The sequence below is a fragment of the Streptomyces sp. NPDC086080 genome (assembly GCF_044540255.1).
In the GTDB taxonomy this organism is placed as follows: domain Bacteria; phylum Actinomycetota; class Actinomycetes; order Streptomycetales; family Streptomycetaceae; genus Streptomyces.
Genome location: NZ_JBITRU010000043.1, coordinates 11,653 through 29,721, shown reverse-complemented (window position 1 = coordinate 29,721; position 18,069 = coordinate 11,653). Strand labels below are relative to the sequence as shown.

General features: G+C 67.9%; 9 protein-coding genes. 5 read left to right on the top strand and 4 right to left on the bottom strand.

What is annotated here, in order from left to right; translation table 11 throughout:
• Positions 1-243 precede the first annotated feature (243 nt).
• From ACIF9R_RS33700 to ACIF9R_RS33680, 5 genes are all read left to right on the top strand, one after another.
• On the top strand, positions 244-3,333 hold the full coding sequence (locus tag ACIF9R_RS33700) for a hypothetical protein (protein WP_399986222.1): 3,090 nt from the start codon (positions 244-246) through the stop codon (positions 3,331-3,333).
• Positions 3,334-3,755: 422 nt separating this feature from the next.
• Entirely contained in the window at positions 3,756-5,648 is a 1,893-nt protein-coding gene (locus tag ACIF9R_RS33695) for a P-loop NTPase fold protein (RefSeq protein WP_399986221.1), read from the top strand.
• Positions 5,648-6,415, top strand: a complete 768-nt coding sequence (locus tag ACIF9R_RS33690) for a hypothetical protein (protein ID WP_399986220.1) — start codon at positions 5,648-5,650, stop codon at positions 6,413-6,415. The genes ACIF9R_RS33695 and ACIF9R_RS33690 overlap by 1 nt, the downstream gene beginning before the upstream one ends.
• On the top strand, positions 6,415-7,707 hold the full coding sequence (locus ACIF9R_RS33685; protein WP_399986219.1) for a hypothetical protein: 1,293 nt from the start codon (positions 6,415-6,417) through the stop codon (positions 7,705-7,707). Before ACIF9R_RS33690 ends, ACIF9R_RS33685 begins: the two co-directional genes overlap by 1 nt.
• Positions 7,704-8,480 carry a TatD family hydrolase gene (locus tag ACIF9R_RS33680; protein ID WP_399986218.1) on the top strand — a complete coding sequence of 259 codons (777 nt, stop codon included), beginning with the start codon at positions 7,704-7,706 and terminating at the stop codon, positions 8,478-8,480. The genes ACIF9R_RS33685 and ACIF9R_RS33680 overlap by 4 nt, the downstream gene beginning before the upstream one ends.
• A gap of 44 nt (positions 8,481-8,524) precedes the next feature.
• Here ACIF9R_RS33680 and ACIF9R_RS33675 read toward each other — a convergent pair whose 3' ends face one another.
• Genes ACIF9R_RS33675 through ACIF9R_RS33660 form a run of 4 tightly spaced genes read right to left on the bottom strand, consistent with a single transcriptional unit; the run spans position 8,525 to position 17,994 of the window.
• Entirely contained in the window at positions 8,525-13,936 is a 5,412-nt protein-coding gene (locus tag ACIF9R_RS33675; protein ID WP_399986217.1) for an SAV_2336 N-terminal domain-related protein, read from the bottom strand.
• Complete coding sequence (locus ACIF9R_RS33670; protein WP_399986216.1) at positions 13,929-14,939, bottom strand: AAA family ATPase; 1,011 nt, start codon at positions 14,937-14,939, stop codon at positions 13,929-13,931. The genes ACIF9R_RS33675 and ACIF9R_RS33670 overlap by 8 nt, the downstream gene beginning before the upstream one ends.
• On the bottom strand, positions 14,936-17,029 hold the full coding sequence (locus ACIF9R_RS33665; RefSeq protein WP_399986215.1) for a hypothetical protein: 2,094 nt from the start codon (positions 17,027-17,029) through the stop codon (positions 14,936-14,938). Before ACIF9R_RS33665 ends, ACIF9R_RS33670 begins: the two co-directional genes overlap by 4 nt.
• Positions 17,026-17,994 (bottom strand): hypothetical protein, encoded by a 969-nt coding sequence (locus ACIF9R_RS33660; protein WP_399986214.1) that lies wholly within the window; start codon positions 17,992-17,994, stop codon positions 17,026-17,028. Before ACIF9R_RS33660 ends, ACIF9R_RS33665 begins: the two co-directional genes overlap by 4 nt.
• Positions 17,995-18,069: the final 75 nt, after the last annotated feature.

Genomic DNA, 18,069 nt, shown 5'->3' with positions numbered 1-18,069 from the left:
GGGATCTGTACCGGGCGCGCAACAGGGTCAGCGGGGTCCTCAGCCATTGCTCCATCCTTGCGCACCGCGCGGTGCTGAGACTCAGCCCACGCGGGTGCCGGTACGTGACGCGCATGAGCACGCGCCCGGCGGCTGAACCCATGTTCGCTCAGCACCGGCAGACGCGTGCATGGCCCCGGGATGTCAGTGGGGTACTGGACACTGGTCGTGCGTAACTGCGGCAGCGAGACCAGGGGGAACGACGTGAGTGACGATGCCGTCCAGCTCGAGAAGCGTATCCGCTTCGCCTTGAGCATCCTCGGCGAGAGCAACAGCCACCACGAGTTCGAGGCCCTGTGCCTGGGCCTGGCCCGCCGGAGGATCACCAGCAATCTGCTGCCGGCGACCGGCCCCGTCAGTAGTGGCGGAGACCAGGGCCGGGACGCCGAAAGCCACTGGAGCAACATTCCCCGGGAGCTGCCCGGCACGTCCCTGTTCGCGTCGCTGGCCTCCACCCAGCGGGTGGTGATGGCCTGCACCATCCAGGCTGCCGACATCCCCGGCAAGATCCGAAAGGACCTGGCATCGATCTGCGAGCAGGGCACCCCCGTTGATCGCGTCATCTACTTCACGGTGACCGCCGTGCCCACCAGGAAGCGGCACGACCTGATCGACGAAGCCACCCGGACACACCAGGTCGAACTGGAGATCTGGGACGCGGCCGCCCTCGCCCTCCACCTCGCTGACTACGACCTGTTCTACCTCGCCGTCCAGTACCTCCACCTGCCCTCCGACCTCGCTCCACCGCGCCCGGACGGAGCCGGTGAACTGCCCGACTGGTATGTCGAAGCCCGCCAGCGATGGCAGGCCAACGACGAGCCGGCCCGCACCCTGGGCGACCTGGTGGACCTGCGGGGCCCGCTGCGCCACGCCACCTTCCACGACGAGGCCCGGGCCGATCTGCCGGAATGGATCGGCCACGCACGTGCCCTGCTGGCCGCCGCAGCGGGAGAGCACACCGCCCTGCGCGCCCGCTACGAGATTGTCGTGGCCACTCTGCGCGGCCTCGGCGACATGCACCCGACGGACCAACTGGCCCGCGACTTCTTCGACACGGTCACCGCCGACGACACCCTCACCGACCCCGGAATCCTCGAGGACGCCGTTGTGCTCCTCGGATACGGATTCGGGGCGTTGGTGCGCCGCCTCACCGCGCTGACCGTAGAGGACCTGTGCGGCTGGCAGCGCCTGCTGGCAGACAAGATCGACCGCCTGCTGGACGCGGACCCGCCCGCCAACGCCATGGCTCATCTGCTGGCCATGCGGGCCCGCCTGGCCCTGCACACCGACATGACGACCGCCCACCTCGAATCCGTGCCCGAGGACCTGCAGACCGTCGCGGAGGTCACCGCATCCGTCGTCGAAGCGGTGGAAGCCGGTGAACCGATACCTGCCCTGCAGACGGGGCCACCGCTCACGGACCTCGACACCGGCATGCGTATCCTGCTGCGGCTGGGCCGCCACCTGGACAATGCGCCGCTGTTCCCCATCGAGCACACTGCCGACCTCTTCGACTACCTCACCCCCGTGCTGGTGGACCACCCGCTGTACCGGGAGGTCCGTGACCTGCTCGATCAGGCAACCGACCGGGTCACCGGCCAGACCGCACGAGGCGAACGCGCCCAGTCCCGGGGCCACGCCCTGATCAAGAGCGGTCGCATTCCGCACGCACTTCAGGAGATCCACGAAGCCAAGGCCAACTGGCTGCGCGGCGACACCCTCGAGGGCGGCCTGATCATGCTGCTGCTGTGCGCGCGCCTCTACAGCGAACTCGGCCTGCCCATCGCCGCCAAGCAGTACGCGCTCGCAGCCGCCACCGCCGCAAAGTCCGCACCCGCCCCGGAGCTCAGCCGATTCATCCCCCGCGGCATCATCCTCGCCGCCCAGTACGACCGCCAGGCCGGAAACTGGATCTCCGCCACCCACCTGTCCTGCATCGGCCTCATGGCACAGAACGCCTACTGCGACGAGCCGTACAACAACGAACGCTACCCGTACGTCTGGGAGATGATGGCCGACCAGGCGCTCACCCTGCGCATAGCTGGCGCAGTGCGGCCCGGCTTCGTCCCCCTGCTCCGCGAGATTACCGCCTCGGTGGGCATCGACACCGTCATCGACGACCTGCTCGCCCCGACCGCCGACGACCCCACAGCAACCGAAGAGGCGTACGCCGAGGAGGCCGACACCCACGGCGTGGGACGGCCCTTTAGCGACGCAGGCCGCACACGCCGCCATGTCTGGAAGGCGCTCGGCGTCGACTGGGAGATCATCTGCCCGAACGAACGGCTGTCGGTGCTGGCCGCGGAACGCTACACCGCAGCACTCCAGGTGTTCCTCGGTGAACTCGCCATAGGGGACCCGCTGTTCCTGCCCGGCAGCCTGAGCGTCGAGATCCGCGCAGACGCCACCCTGCCCCACGACCAGCCCGCCGTCTGCGACCAGAGCACCGACCGTGACACCAACCGGTGGAGGCTGCGCCTGCCCACAACCGCCCCCGCGGACCTGGAAACAGAACCGTCCCGTCTCCTTACCGCCCTCGTCAAGGTGGTGCTCTCCCAGTCACTGCTCTCCGATGAGGCATTCATGCACCTCGTCGAAGAGACGCTCGCCGGCGGCCTCTGGCACAAGCTCTTCGTCGGCCGCCCCTACGACGAACTGGCCGACTTCCTGAGAGTCGGCGACTACCAGACGATGGCTGCGCTCGCCGACCCGGCCGTCGGAGCAGGCACGCCGCGCGGCCAGGCGAAACCGGCTGCCCTGCCGGCCCGGACCGGGCCTGGGCCCGGCTACGAGCACGAGACAGCCCTCGGCACCGTCCGCAACCGCTATGCCAACCTGCTCCCCATCGTGCGCTACACCCTTCCCCGCCTGGCCGCGGACCCCGGCTTCCGGCGTACGGCCACGCAGTTGAGGCAGGAAGGGTGGCGCGACTGGCACCTGCTGACCGCCATCGCCAACGCCGCCGGAAACCATCGCGCCCAGCAGCAGGGCCTGCGCCCCTCCCCGGGCGATTTCAAGAAACACCGAGCCCGCATCCTCGCCGCCATGCAGGCCCCCGAGCACCCCGACGACCCGCCTGTTCCTGCCCAGGCATTCACCGAACAAGCCCTGCGCTCACACCTGTCCGCAGCTGCCGTGAGCACCGCGCGCAGCCTAGGCCTCGCCGTCCGCCCCGGCGCGCTCGACCCTCAGGCACTGCTGTCGGTACTCGGCGACCGGTACGGCTACTGGACGGACGACATCGAGCACACGGACCCGTTCGGCTGGCAGGCCGCGGAGGGCGACACGATCTGACCGGCCGGTGCGTGTGTGCAGGTATTGCGCGCCGGCCACCTTGAGACGCTGGTGCTGTTCTCCGGAGCGCGGGAGAGGGCTGCCGGTCGCCTCAGCGGCGGTCCGTGAGGCCCTCCAGGGACCAAGGCACACCGCCGCGAGGAGGGCGCGTGGTGGTGCGCGCCGGGACGGCTGACTAGCACGGGTGGGTCCACCCAACCCCTGGGGGCCGGCGGTTCATCAGGGCGCTGGGATGCGCCTGCGGAGCGGGGGGACGTTCTTGGTGTCCCGGCAGATGCCGGCAACGAATGTGTCTGTTGCTGTTGTTGAGGGGGATTCGAGAGTTATCGTGTGCGTTCGCTACACATTCGGGATCAGTCGGGTGCGTGGTGATTCGGCAAGAGGGCTGACTGCGACGAAGGCGTCGCAGGCTGGGGGATGGCATGAGCGGTGTGTCTTCACGGCTGTGGTCGGACGAGCCGACACGCCTGGATCTGCTGTCCTTCGACGCGGTGGCCAAGACCGTGGTCCAGGCTGTGCTCGATGACGCCCTTGATCCGGTGACCGTGGGGGTATCGGGTGCCTGGGGGAGCGGCAAGACCACGGTGCTCCGCCTGATCGAGGATGCGCTTGCCCCGCAGCCCCCCGAGACAGACACGACCGTTCTCGTGATCAGTACGGATCCGTGGCGCTACGACCCTGGGGTCGGCGCCAAGGAAACGCTGATCGGCGAGGTGCTCACCGCCGTCGCCGCCGAACTCGCCAGCAGAGAAGAACCGGACCAGCCCCCGAGCCGCACCAGGGTACTACTGACCAAGCTGAGGAAGCGGGTCGACTGGGCCAAGGCGCTCCAACTGGCGGCAAGGACGTCACTGACCCTGCAACTGCCGTCCGTCGACGATCTCACCAGCCTGATCAACACCGAGCCGGACAACCAGGACGCCGACGCAACAGACCCTCCTTCACGAGGGCTTGAGGAGTTCCGCAGCGAGTTCCGCACACTGATGGAGTCTGCGGAGCTCAGACATCTCAGGCGGGTGGTCGTGCTCGTCGACGATCTCGATCGCTGCTTGCCCGAAACGGTCGTAGACACGCTGGAGACCATCCGGCTGTTTCTGGCGGTGCCGAAGATGGCGTTCGTCGTTGCCGCCGACGAGCACCGGGTGGCCGATGCTCTGCGGGTCCGCTTCCCCGATCCCGGCAACGGGCAGCAAGGTGCAGGCGAGCGGTACTTCGAGGAACCCGCCGGCCTCTACCTGCACAAGATCGTGCAGACAACGGTGCCGCTGCCCACTCTGAGCCGCTTCGACACCGAGGCGTTCCTCGTCCTGCTGCAGCTCTCCCAGCGCCTGCCTGTCGAAGGGCTCACCCCCTACATCGACGCCTGTGTACTCCTCCGGCGGGAGAAGGGTCTGCTCGACGACCTGGCCGCAGCCGTGGACGGCAATGACATCTCCGCCGAACTGGCCTTTGCCTCACGGATGACGCCGATCCTCTACGAGAAGCTCCAAGGCAGCCCCCGCCGCATCAAGCGCTTCCTCAACGACCTGCGGGTACGTCAGTCCGTCGCCGGCCATCGCGGCATCGTGCTCGAACCGGACATCGTGGCCAAGCTCATGGTGCTGGAGAAGCTTCTGCCCGACGCCTTCACCACCGTCCTGGGCTGGCTGGCCCGCGGCGAACTGCGTTCACGTATGACCAAGCTGGAAGCAGCCGCCGGCCGGCCCGCGCCGGAGCCCTCCACACCCGATGACGCCGAATCCTCGGAGGAAGAGCAGAACCCGGCGCCGGATGCGGACGAGACCGAGCCGGTGGCCTTCGAGGACGAACTGATCCGATGGGCCAAACTTCCCCCGGGCCTCGAGACCGTGGACCTGGCCCCCTACCTCTACCTGGCGGCAGCGTTCTCCGGCGAGCAACTCCTCGACGCCGGGCTGCCGGGCAGGCTGCGGGACATCGCGGCCAACCTGCTGTCCACGGTGCGCTTTGACCAGCGCCGGGTGACCGACGCCGACATCACCGCGCTCGGTGAGGACGACGCCCTGAGCCTGGTCGAGTACCTCGGCCGGGCAGGCCGGGACCGCCCAACCGAACAGACCGCAGCCGTACGCGGCCTGATCCGCATCGCCACCGCCTACCCGGCCACCACCGACCGGGCCGCCCGGCTCCTGCAGTCCATCCCGGCCGGTGAACTGGAACCGGCCACCATCCTGGCCCTCCCGGCCAATGCCGCCTTCCGCAGTGTGCTGGAGCACTGGAAGAGTCATGCCCCGGCCGACCCGGACCGGATCAAGCGCACCCTGGAGATGGCCCTGGACACAGGAAGCCGTCCCTGATGGGCACCAAAGGCTCCTACACCGGAAACGGCACACCGGCCAGCAAACAACTGCAGCACAACGTCACACAGTGGCTCAACGCTCTGGCCGGCTCCGGCCCCGGTGGACCCCCGCACAACCTCAACCCGGATCAACTGATGCCTGCCCTCGGCCTGTTCAGGCCCTCCGGCGGGCACGCGGACGGCCCCGGCGGAGGAGCAGGCGGCGCCGGAGGAGGCCGCACCGGGGGAGGAGCACAGCGCACCATCACCCAGTCCTCCCGCACGGCGGGCCGCGCCGCGGCCGCGGCCTACGCCTACCGCACCGGCGACGTGCAGGCGCTGCAGGAACTCGGCCTCAACTACGCGGAACTGCGGGCCGCGGCCGGCGACCCGATCGACTGGACCCGCCGGATCGTGGAGGCCGCCTGCGGGCCGCTGTCCGACGGCACCATCGAGGACCAGGAACGTCGCTTCGTCGCCAGCGAGGTGGCCCAATGGGTCCTGGAGGCCGGCACCGACAGCACACCCCCCAGCTCCGAAGAAGTCGTCCGGGAAACCCTGGCCCTGATCATCTTCGAGGCGGTCATCAGCGAGACCGCAGCGAAGATGAATGACGGTTCCCGTCCCGCCTGGGCCACTGCCGACGGCGAACGCCAACTGCGCGAGACCGCGCGCGCCCTGGCAGGCCGGGCCTCCCTCACGATCACCGGCCCCAGCACCGCCGAGATCACCCGAGCCGTCGAAGAGGGCATCGACGCGATGCGGTCCATCTGGATGGAGCCCTGATGCCCGCCTACACCTTGCACCTGGACGCCGCGGACACCTCACGACCCGAGCCCGCCGGCATCACCCCGTTCTGGTGGCCCCCCGGCCCGGGCAGCTCCTTCGTCTCCACCCTCGGACCACGCCTGGGAGCACTGGGCCCGGTCCCCGAGCCCAACATCGAACTGGTCCGCCTGGCCGCCCTGGTCTATGCCGCCGACCGCACCACACCCCGCCGCGCCGCCCGCTCCAACTGGACACAACGCACCTTCGAACTGAACGTACCCGTCTACGCCCCGGCCCGCTGGAACGCGCTGAGCGAACGGCTCGAAACCCTCCTGGGATTCCTGTCCGGCGACCGGTGGTCGATCCGCTTCCGCCGCGCCGACACCCCGCAAGAAGCGGTCCGCGACACACCACATCCCGGGGTACGGCGCGTGGTCCTGCTCAGCGGCGGCGCCGACTCGGCGATCGGAGCCCTGCTCTCCCGCCACGACCTCGGCCCAGGCCAGCATCTGCTGCTCTCCCACGTCGGCGCCACCACCCTCGCACCGATCCAGCGGAACATCGCCGCCGACATCGCCCACCTCATCGACGGACCCCCGCAGCTCCACCAAGCCCTGCGCTTCTCCCGCAAAAACCGTCAGCCCACCGGCAAGAAACTGCCCAACGAGTACTCCACCCGCACCCGCTCCCTGCTCTTCCTCGCCCTGGGCCTTGCTGCCGCAGCGGTGGAGAAGGTACCGCTGTGGATCCCGGAGAACGGCTTCGCATCCCTCAACGTGCCGCTCACCGCCGACCAGCGCGGCGCCCTGTCCACCCGCACCACCCACCCCTTCTTCCTGCAGACCCTGGCCGCCATCGCCAGCGACGCCGGAGCCCACGCCGTCATCCACAACCCCTTCGCCACCCACACCAAAGGCGAGATGTTCACCCAGGCCGCCGAACTGGTCGGCACCGCCCCAGCCGCACGGCTGCTCAGCCGCACCCACTCCTGCGCCCACACCGGACACCGCAGCCACCGCATCCCCGTGCGGACCCACTGCGGAGTGTGCTTCGGCTGCCTGCTGCGCCGGGCCTCCTTCCGTGCGGCACAGCTCGAAGACTCGACCGACTACCTCCACACCCGCCACGACGAGAAACTGAACACCTACCTGCACAGCAAGTCGGTCGAACCATCACTACGCACCTTCCTCGCCCGCGGCCTGCGCCCAGCTGACATCACCACCCTGAACCTGCCCCCCGACTACCCCACCCGCCAGGCCTACGAGCTGTGCAGGCGGGGCATCGCGGAACTGGAGCTGCTGTACCCATGAGGACGAGCGCACTGCCGCCGCTGGACCTGCACGCGCACATCGACACCAGCGTTCCGGCCGACGACCTCGCCGGCCTGGGCGCCGTCGTCTTCGCCGCCACCCGCTCCCTGACCGAGGCCGCCCTAGCCGTCCAGCGGCACGACGACCGGATCATCTGGGGAGTCGGCATCCACCCCGGACTCGCCCGCAGCCACACCGGCTTCGACCCCGACACCTTCACCCAGCTGATCGACCGCACCCCCCTGGTCAGCGAGATCGGGCTCGACGGCAAGAGCCGCGTCCCGATGGACCGCCAACAGGCCACCCTCCGCCGGGTCCTCGACATCCTCGCCCGCACCCCGCGCATCGCCAGCATCCACAGCTACGCCGCCTGCGAGCAGGTCCTCAACGAACTGGAACAGGCCCCGGTACCCGGCATGGTCCTCCACTGGTGGCTCGGCGACCTGGCTCTGACTACCCGTGCCGTCAGCCTCGGCTGCTACTTCTCCCTCAACGCCTCCGCCGTACGCAAGACCGCGCTGCTGGAGGCCATCCCCCTCGACCGTGTCCTGACCGAGACCGACCACCCTTTCGGCGACCGCAGCTCCGACCAACCGCTGCCCGGCAACGTCGCCCTCGTGGAGCAGATACTCGCACGCCACCACCGGACGACACCCGAGAACATCCGCCAGATTGTGTGGCACAACCTTGCCGCGCTCGTACGCGACACCCGTTGCGCAGCCCAGCTCAGTCGACGCGTGCGGTCTCATCTCGCCTCCCTTCCGCCGCGGTGAGCCAATGCGCGCCGCCTCGCGTGACTCGTTTCGTCCCGGCAGCATTACACCGGAGGTGGCGTCACAAGCTTCGTAGCGCGGGAGTCGACGTCTGCTGCATGGCTCAGGACTGGCAGGTCGTGGTCGGGCAGGCCGGTCAATTCGACGGCGGCCCGGCTGAGGAGGTGAGCGGCCTGGACGGACTGGCCATCAGCGATGGCGGCGTAGAACCGGGCGGTGTAGGTGATGGCGCCGCCGTTACCGATGGAGTCGGACATGCCGATGACGAACGGGACTGTGTTGACGAGGCGGGTGATCTGGGCTGCGGAGTAGGAGGTGTCGAGCAGCACGATCAGCGGCTTGTCGTCGACGGCTGCGATGGTCCGTGCGAAGGCGTCTGCGCTGAGGACGGCTTGGTCGTGGAAGCCGTCCTCGTCCTGCTCGTAGGAGGTCAGGTCCTGTGTGCGGTGGCCGGTGAAGTGCACGACGTGCGGGCGGAACCGGCTCAGTGCGTACAGGAACACGTCGGTGGTTGCAGCCGTGTGGGTTTCGAGCTCGATCAGGTCGCGGTGCGTGGCACTTTTCACGGCCGCATGGATCCTCTGCTGCTCCCGCTCGACTCGCAGGTCGTCGTCAGAGGCGGCGCTCAGCAGCAGCACTCGCAGTCTCTCCGGTTTTGGGGCCCGAACCTCCTTGAACACGGTGCGTACGTTTCCCTTGGCCGTCGGCAGACGGTCCTCGATCGCGGCCTCACTGGCAGCAGTGCGCCATGCGGCCTGTTCCGCCTTGGCGAGCTTGGCCGCCAGGCCCGCCGCCTCCTTGGAGTACTGGGCCACCTTCGCGCTCCAAGTGCCCGCCTCGCGGCTGGCCTTGTTCGCTTCGTCCTCGTGCCGCTGCGCGCTGCGCAGTCTGTTCGACCGGGTGTTAGCGTTGTTCGTCCTGTCTGCGGACGCCCGCTCTCTTGAGGCCAATGCTCGCCGGTTGGCTTCCTTTCTTCGGAATTCGCCAGCCTTCTTCTCCGCGTCGTCGCGGCGCTTGTTCTTCTTGTCCAGCTGGCTCCTGTAGTAATTGACCGTGCTGGGCATACTCTTCGGTGTCGAAACAGCGGCGAGCGCTCCACCCAGTTGCTCAGTGGAACCCTCGTACAGCCAGCCGGCTTCGGGATCCGGTTGGAAGGTTGGTTCGAGCGGCACAAACCGGCCCTCCAAGGCCGGGTCCAGCCTTCTCGCTGTCAGGGCGCGCAGGGTGTTGGACATGGCGAAGTGCACGGGTGAGTCGGTGAAGCGCGCCGCTTGGTGCAGCTGCTCCCTCAAATATGCGTTGCTCGCAAGCCGAGCCGCCTCCGACACGGCTCCACCGGTAAGACCAAGGTGAGTGTCTGTCACCTCACCCACAGAGGCCCCAACCCCGAGCGTCACATCAGGGTGGCCGGCGACAGCGGTCTGCAGTTCGGCGAGCACTCGGCCCATGTCCTGCACGGCCGTCGGGCCGTCCAGTGTCACCAGCAGGTCTGCTCTCGTATCAGCCGCCGCTTCCTCGGCGACTACCCCGTCAATACCTGCGCGACGCATGAGCGTGGTCAGAGAATCCCTGATGTCGTGCGCCAACTCGAGTCCTGTGCGGGGAGCATGGGTGCCCCTCCGGTCACTGACAATATGCGCTTCAACGGCAAGGCATACGGTAGAGGGCCTCATTGAGGAATCGGCGGGCGGCTCGCTTCCTATGTCCTCCAGCTCATACGGCCTGGTCATGAATGCCGCCAGTGTCCGGTGAAATCCCTCGTCCTGGAGGAGGAAACTCGCGGACACTGCCATGAGCTGCGGGCGTTGTAGATGCCGCAGGACGACCACTCCCACGAAGAAGTCGTCGCAGGACACCAGTGCACCGGACATTCCAGCCAACACCCCTGCTGCGACGGGCTCTGTGACTTCGATGGTGAGCATCACTGCGGGGGGCTGTGCCTGCCCGCGTAGCTCAGTCCGTTTGCCGGACCGCCCGAAGCTGGTGATGCGCACGGGTGACATAACCCCCCTGGGCATGCGCCCCCACTTCAGCTTGGATGGCAGGAGACGTTCCCAATCCTCGCTATCGAGGATGTCCTCGTCCGTGACTACCAGGGCGGCGTCCAGGGCCCCCGTCCCCTTCCACACGGTTCGGTAAGCGATCTCCGCGCCGTCCTTGCGTACGATCCGCGGCCGTTCTCCATCCGACATGTGGGCGCACGTCAACACAAGACGGGGGGTCAGCATGATGCCAGCATTGATGTCTGTGTTCGTGCCGTGCGTCCTCCGCACCATGACGACACGCAGGGACGGATCGAAAGCCCGCACTCGGTCCGTAGCCGAGGCTCCAGGAGGCAGATCGGTGTCTGTCGGCAGATCCTTGACCTGTGCCACCGGCCGCTCTCCGAAGGGCTGTTGGTCCCCATCCGCCTGTCGGTTGCCGTCTGCCGAGTCGGTGGCGGTGCCCCGCAGCTGCTCTCTGAGGCTGTCGATGACGAGTACTTTGGCCATCTCGTCAAGGATGATCATGGGGTCGGAGAGTCGGAGGAAGTCGTGCTCGAGGTGGTCGAGTAGCTGCCTTCCCGCCAGATTCGTCATGGCCCGGAACGGGTTGCCGAGGCTGAACTCCGTACGATGGGCCCCGATGAAGTCGAGCGCGGTGAGTACGGCCTTCTCCGGGGCGCGAGCAAGACCGACTCCCACCTGCCGCAGGAACTGTGTGCTGGTCGACACCGGGTGCAGCAGGAGCAGGGTGTCCACCTCGGGGATGCGGAGGCCTTCACCGACCGCGGCAACGCAGAAGATGACCTGCAAGTCGCCGCTTTTGAGAGAGGCAAGCACCTCCTGACGGGTTTCTGGGTGAGCCGAGGTGGTGAAGGTCATGGCGTGGATGCCGGCGTCACGGAAGCACTGAGTCATGAATTCGGCGTGTGCCACGGATACACAGAAGCCCACCGCCCGCATGGCCCTCACGTCGGAAATCTTGTCCCGGACGGCGTTGATAACTAGCCGTGCTCGTGAATGGTCGGCAGTCAGCAGAGCGTTCAGCGAAGCCCGGTCGTACGTTCCCTGCTGCCAGTCCAGCTCCCGGAAGTCGGTGCCGTCCGCAATGCCGAAGTAGTGCAGAGGACTCAAGAGGCCATTCTCCAGCGCGTCCTTAAGACGCATCTCCACAGCGATACGACCGTCGAAGAACACATCCTGGATGCTCAGGCCGTCTGCGCGTTCGGGCGCTACCGAGAGGCCGAGCAATTCCTCCGGCACGAAACGCTCCAGGATCCTCAGGTACATCGACCATGCTGCCTCGCGGAACTCGTCGATGACGATCACATCGAAGTGATCGGGGGACAGTTTGTCCACGACCTGGCTGAGTGCCTGCCCTGTCGCGAAGACATGATTCCAGTGCGGGGCATTCAACCTGCCGCCATGCAAAGGCTCTCCGAAGTCTGGGGCCATGAGCACGTGCTGGAAGGCCTGGCGCGCCTGGTACAGCGTTTCCTGGCTGTCCGCGATGACAAGGAGGCGCAGGTCCCGCTGGTGCTGCTCGCACAGGTTCTTGTAGTCGAAGGCAGCCATGACGGTTTTGCCGGTGCTGGGGGGAGCGACCAGGAGGTTACGGTGTCGGCCGTGGATCTCACGCTCGGTGTTCAGACGATCAAGCATGGCGCGCTGGTGGGGGTACAGGTGCATGGCTGCCCCGCCGCCCCGGAGGACGTCGGGGGCGACTTCCACGTCCGATACCAACTCTTGGAGATCATCTGGGATATCTGGGGCAGCAGTCTGCTGGGCGTCGTCCTTCTCGTCATCGGAGGGCTCGACCGCGAGGCCGGCCTGTTCAACGTTGTCGGAGCGAGACCCGGTGGACTCGATCCCGAGGAGACGCGCCGTTGCCGCAGCCGCTTGGGCGACAGGCCGGAGCCCAGTGGGCAGCATTTCCTGGCTGGTGGGCGAGTGAAGCGCGGCGACAATTCCGTGCGGCGCCTGAGGGTGGGCTGCGAGATGCTCGGTGAGGGCGAAGTGGGTGTCCCACGCCTGGTCGCGGCTCAGCAGCCCACGCAGATGTTCCGCCGCGGCCGGGTGGAACCGGTACACGATGTCCGTGTCCTCGTGCCGTGCAGCCGTGAGCAGTCCGGCGGTGAGGAACTCCGCGGTGTCGGCCAGGGCGGCGTCGGGGACGATGCGTTCACGGATCACGTCGAGAACGGGGAGGGTGAACATGTCAAGTGACGCGGCGGCGATCGCCAGTCGGACGGCGGGGGAGCGCAGGTTGTCCGTGAAGGCTTCTGCCGCGGCTGTGATGTGTGTCTCGGTCGCCGGCGCACCGGGCGAGGCAGCACTCGATCGCGGACTGCGGCTCCTTGAGGGCACGCGCCCTGAAGCCGGGACGAGGACGGCCTCGCAGCCGCTCGGGTCGGTACGCATCATGGCGCGTGCCCAGGCGAGGATTTGGTGGGCATCCATCTGCAGCACGGGCATTGCCTGCCAGGGCTGTGTCCCTGGGGCGTCGTCGCGGAAGAGGCGGGGACGGCGGTAGGCGAGGAGCCGTCCGGGGGATGCCGGGACGGAGGCGGTTGCGGTGGTCCGGGGCAGGTCGAGGCCGGAGCGTTGCCAGAGGCGTTTGGGAAGTGGGTTGATCAAGGCCACGGGGGCCGTCAGGCCCCACGTGTGGAGCGTCTGCCACAAGTCGTTCTGGCGCCAGGCGGGAGCGGCGCAGTCGGAAACGACGAGCAGGAGCCGGTGACCCGGCTGGATATGTCGGGGGTCGGACGGGTCTATAGGGAGGGGCCGGCCGTGATGGTTGCAAAGTACGGGCGGGGCCTCTGGCGGATGCTCGAGATGCCATACGTGGACCCTGCGGAAGGCGGACAGGGTGCGTAGCACCTTGGTAAGGGCGAGTGAGGTCTCGTCCCAGACCGCCATGGAGGTGCCGCGGTCCACGACCACGACGACCTCCAGCCAGGGCTCTGCGGCAGGCGTGAGCTGGGGGATGAGCACACCGGTGCGGGTGTAGTGATCGACGGTGGCGTCCAGGTCGAGACGCCGGTGAACGCGGGACGGCCGAAAGTGGCGCAGCGGGCGCAGGGCACGGCCGATGTCGAGAGCGTTCGGCAAGGCCGGGGCGCGGCCGATGCTCAAGGGCTGGCCGGGGATCGAGTTGTTGCTGCTCTCGTCCTTCAGCCAGACCGAGGCGGTCCCGGGAGCGTTTGCCTCCGGACCGGGTTCAGGGGCAGACGGATCGTCGCAGGAGCCATCGGTTCCCGGTTCGGGTTGCAGGGACGCGTCGGCAGGTGGCTCTTCGGCGGCCGGAGGCGGATCGGTGGGGATGCCGCCGGTCCGGCTGGTGCCGGATCTGGCAGCGGCGAGAAGAAGAGCGTCGAGGGTCTCCCGGATGTCGCCCTCCGCGCTGCCGCTGAGGTCGCTCAGGCCGGCATGGGCCAGGGCGACCAGCAGCCGTGCGGCCCGGTTCTCAGCCACGCCCGAGCCCTTGAAGCAGCAGTTCCTGCAACCGGGTCCGCTGCTCGTCGTCCTGGATGCGGTTGCCGCGCAGGAGATGGACGGCGCTCAGCAACTGGTCGACGGCGAGGTTCTCACCGCGGTTCAGCCTGTCCACGAATGCGTTCACCAGGGTATGGGTGGTTTCTTCCTCGACCTTCTCCAAGTGGGCCTCGACGATGCTGGTGAGGGTCGAGACCGTGAGAACGGGCATGTCGAACCGCACACAGCGCCGCAGAAACGGGGCGGGAAAGTCGCGTTCACCGTTGCTGGTGAGGACGATGACCGGAAACTCCTCGCACTCCACCAGGCCGTCTTTGACTTCATGCTGGATGCCTGGATCGGTGGTGCGGACGGTGACTCGCCTCCTTGAGTGTCGGGCAAGTTCGGGAATCTCGAAGCGGCCGCGTTCCAGAACGTCGAGGAGGTCGCTCGGCAGGTCGAGATCGCTCTTGTCGATCTCGTCGATCAGCAGGGCGCGGGGGAGGCCGCCGGGAACCAAGGCAGTACCGAGAGGACCGAGTTGGACGAAGTCCCCGATGTCGTCGCGCGCGGCACGGGTGGCGCGGCGCGCAGCCCGCCCGTTCCTGGAGGCGGCGGGACGGTCGATGGCGCGGAGGTTGTAGGCGTGGATGCGGCCCAGGGCGTCGTAGCGGTACAGCGCGTCGGCGAGGGCGCTGCGGGAGGTGATGTGCCAGCGCAGCACGCTCCCGAGCCCGAGTTCGGCGGCGATCTGCTCGATGACGGATGACTTCCCGGAGCCGGCCGGCCCGGTCAGCAGCAGGGGCCGACGCAGATGAAGCGCGGCGTTGACCGCGTCGACCAGTCCGGGGTCTGCCCGGTAGGTGCTCGCCGGGGAAGGCGACTGCGCTGCGTCTGCCGTGTCGGCCTTGCCCGTCGTCGCGCGCCACGGAGGCGGGGGAGGCAGCGTCTGAGACTGCTCGGGGATGCTCCCCGTACCCGTGTAATACGGCGTCCAGTTCATGCCTGCTCCTTCGGCGTCACGTCTTGTGGGGCGACGACCGCTCGGCCGGCGCGTCGTTGGCAGAAGCCCTGCCAGTGCGCGTCGTGCCATGTCGTGCGGATATCAGCCAGATGACCGGGGACGCCCTCGCCAAGGCTGTTCTCCGGCTGCTCCTGGAAGGCGTGGACGAGTTTCTCCGGCAGCGACTCCCAGTGCTCCGCGACCGCATCCTGAAGCGCCTGCGTGTCGACGACACTCCCACGCCGGGGCCAAATCAAGGCCGGGGTGTGGACGAGGAGTTCCTCCAGCATGAGGTCGAAGTCCTTCTCCGGCAGGGTGCTCACTCCCCAAACGCAGCCGCCCATACGACGACGGTCGAGTAACTCCTGTAGCGCCTCAACGCTGCTGAGGTCATCGGAGTCGAGCCACGACGGTCCGGCCTGATCCTTGGTCTGCAAGGAGGACAGCAACTGACTCCCGGCGTGCAGCATGTCGTCGAGGCTGACACCGGACGGGGGTGTCAGCAGACCTGACCAGCGGGTCGTGACGTCGTAATCGACGCCCAACATCCGTCTTTTGCGGACCACTCGCCACTCCTCCGGCGAGGAATCCAGAAGCAGAAAGGTCGGGACCGACACATCGACCCGCACCAGCCGCTCGCCCGCCGCCCCCAGCCAGGACAGCGCCCACCCGCGGGCATCTTCCAGCGCGGACACCAGGCCAACCGGCCCGGGCCCACACGGGAATTCTGCGGTGTGCACCACGGCCGAGCCGAAGAGAAGCGATGCCTCCACACGGACGACATCCTCACCGCCATCGTCGGCGACCACCAGGACCAGGCGTGGTGTTGCCCCGCTCAGTTCCTTCAGCCGACTGTTCAGAGCGATGGTGGCTCCCGATTTGGACGCCCAGACGGCCAACTGCCGCGGAAGAACACCTGGCGGACTGATCAGGTGAACAAGGGCGGCGACGAAATGCACCAGCGTCCGGCGCTGTCCTGCGGGGGTGACGGCCGATTGGTCGAGGACCGCGTGCTCCACCAGGTCACGCAGGGAAGGGCAGGGCACCCGGACCACCACCCCCAGGGGGAATCCGGCGCGTGCCGCCGCCTTGCGGAGCAAGTCGTCGGTCAGAGCTCCCCCGAAGGTCTCCTCAAGGAGGGCGACGGCGCACGTGCAGATGCCCAGATCGCGATCGAACTCCAGGACGCGTTGGACGGCGGGATGGCCGAGATGTTCCTGCCCCGGCCCGCCGAGCCAGTCCGTGAGCTGTTCCCTGCTGTGGATGCCTTCCGTGCCTTCCAGCGGACGCAGCAGCTTGCGTAGCCTCTCGCACGCCACGGCACCGAGAGAGCCGGCGGAGCGTCTCACGGCTGCCAGGGCGTTGCGGGCCAGCCACAGTGATTCACCGGATACAGGAGCGCCGTCGAACACGAAGCCGCCGGGCTCCTGGCCGCGGATACGGCTGCGCAGCTCCTTGATCAACTGGGCGTCGACGGCCAAGAGCTCCCCGGCATTCGCCACCCCGTTCTCCAGCAGCTCGGCAAGCTGGACACTCAGATTCATGTCCCATGCCGGCAGATGAGCGGAAGCAGCGAAGAGAACCGACAGATGCAGACTGCCCTGCTGGAGCCCGGCGGTCGCGGACTGCGGATTCACGAGCGCGGCGGCCGCGTGGCAGGTGTCGACGATGGCTATCACACCATCGACTCCTGTCTCGTTCGCCACCGCACCGATCGTGGACGCCACATCCAGTTGGCGGATCGCTCCGTCCTGCGTGCTGCCCGAGGCGACGAAGTACAGCGGGCCACCGCAGCCGCCTGTTCCATGGCCCAGCAACGCCAGGACGAGCGGGCCGCGGTCCTCCTTCGCCCGGTCGGCTGCAGCGGCGATCGCCTTTCCGACAACCTCTCTGCCCAGGGCGGTGCCCACGAGCAATGACCCTGTTTCGCCCTCACCCCGGTCCAGACAGGCACCGAGATCCGGGTCCACCAGCGCCCTGTGGAGACGGCGTGCCGCGCCTTCCAAACCCGGCAGTTCCTCCACGCCGGTGCACTGGGCGCCGACCACCAGCACATGGCGGGGTGCCGCCGATGCGACGAGGCCTGTCACGGCACAAGAGCCTTAACGATCGGCCCGGCCACCTCCGCGTGTTCCAGGTACTTGGTAGCTGTATGGGTCCACACCCCACCGGACTTCACGGGCGCGGTCTGAGCCTTCACCCCCCTGCTGCTCGGCGCGATCCACTCCGCCAGCCGTGGACGTCCGACCACGACGTCGTTTCGGTCCCAGAAGTTGTGCCACGCCCCCACCCCTTCCGGGCAGGACGGCGGACGCGGCACCAACCGCTGCAGGACCACGCCGCCGAGCGCCAGAGGAGAGCCGAGCGTCACCCACAAGGCCACCGGGCCCTCGTACTCGTGCAGGGCTTCGTAGGCCACGACGGTGCCCAGAGAGTGTGAGACCACGACGAGGGGACGCGCGGGATCCAGTCCCTCCAGCACCCGGGAGCGGATGGCCGAGCCCAGCGCGGCCCTGTCACCGTGTCGGTTCAAGTAGCGTGCGACTTGGGAGAGATGCAGCGCGAACGCCTGACCATTTGCCCATTGCGCACCTTGGCGAAGACCGGGCAGCTGGAGCAGCGTCGTGGTCACCCAGACCAGTCGCCGTGCGAACTCGCCCACGCCCTGCGCGCGGCTGCCGGATGAGAGCGCATCGATATGGTGCCGGGCCTGTTCGATGACCCTGGCGTCGCGTGTACCGGTATCCGGTGGATACTGCTCGGCGAGCTCATCCACCATCGCCTCCAACAAGCCGGAGAGCACCTGCTCTTCGGACGAGTCCAACTCACCACCCGGCGCGCCTCCCTGGACCCCTCGGGTGTTGAACAGATCGCTGTAGTCGGCGAAACGCACACCCGCCAGCCAGCCTTGGGTGAGTGCCGAGACCAACTCTGCCCGTCCGGCGGCCCGCACGCCGGTGGCCAACGCTCGGAGCCATTGCTGTCGTTCCGTCTCCGCGTTGCGGAGTCCGCCGATCCCGTGAACGAATACGAGCTGCGGATTCGCCGTCCCCACTACGAGCCTCCCCCGGCCTTACTGTGCGAAGACCATCCTGCCTTGTGCGGGCCGAGGACGGTACTTGAAGAGTCG

Excerpts from the sequence above, each read along its gene's own strand:
- ACIF9R_RS33670 (WP_399986216.1), bottom strand. The coding sequence starts at position 14,939 with ATGAACTGGACGCCGTATTACACGGGTACGGGGAGCATCCCCGAGCAG.
- ACIF9R_RS33695 (WP_399986221.1), top strand. The coding sequence starts at position 3,756 with ATGAGCGGTGTGTCTTCACGGCTGTGGTCGGACGAGCCGACACGCCTG.
- ACIF9R_RS33690 (WP_399986220.1), top strand. The coding sequence starts at position 5,648 with ATGGGCACCAAAGGCTCCTACACCGGAAACGGCACACCGGCCAGCAAA.
- ACIF9R_RS33680 (WP_399986218.1), top strand. The coding sequence starts at position 7,704 with ATGAGGACGAGCGCACTGCCGCCGCTGGACCTGCACGCGCACATCGAC.
- ACIF9R_RS33685 (WP_399986219.1), top strand. The coding sequence starts at position 6,415 with ATGCCCGCCTACACCTTGCACCTGGACGCCGCGGACACCTCACGACCC.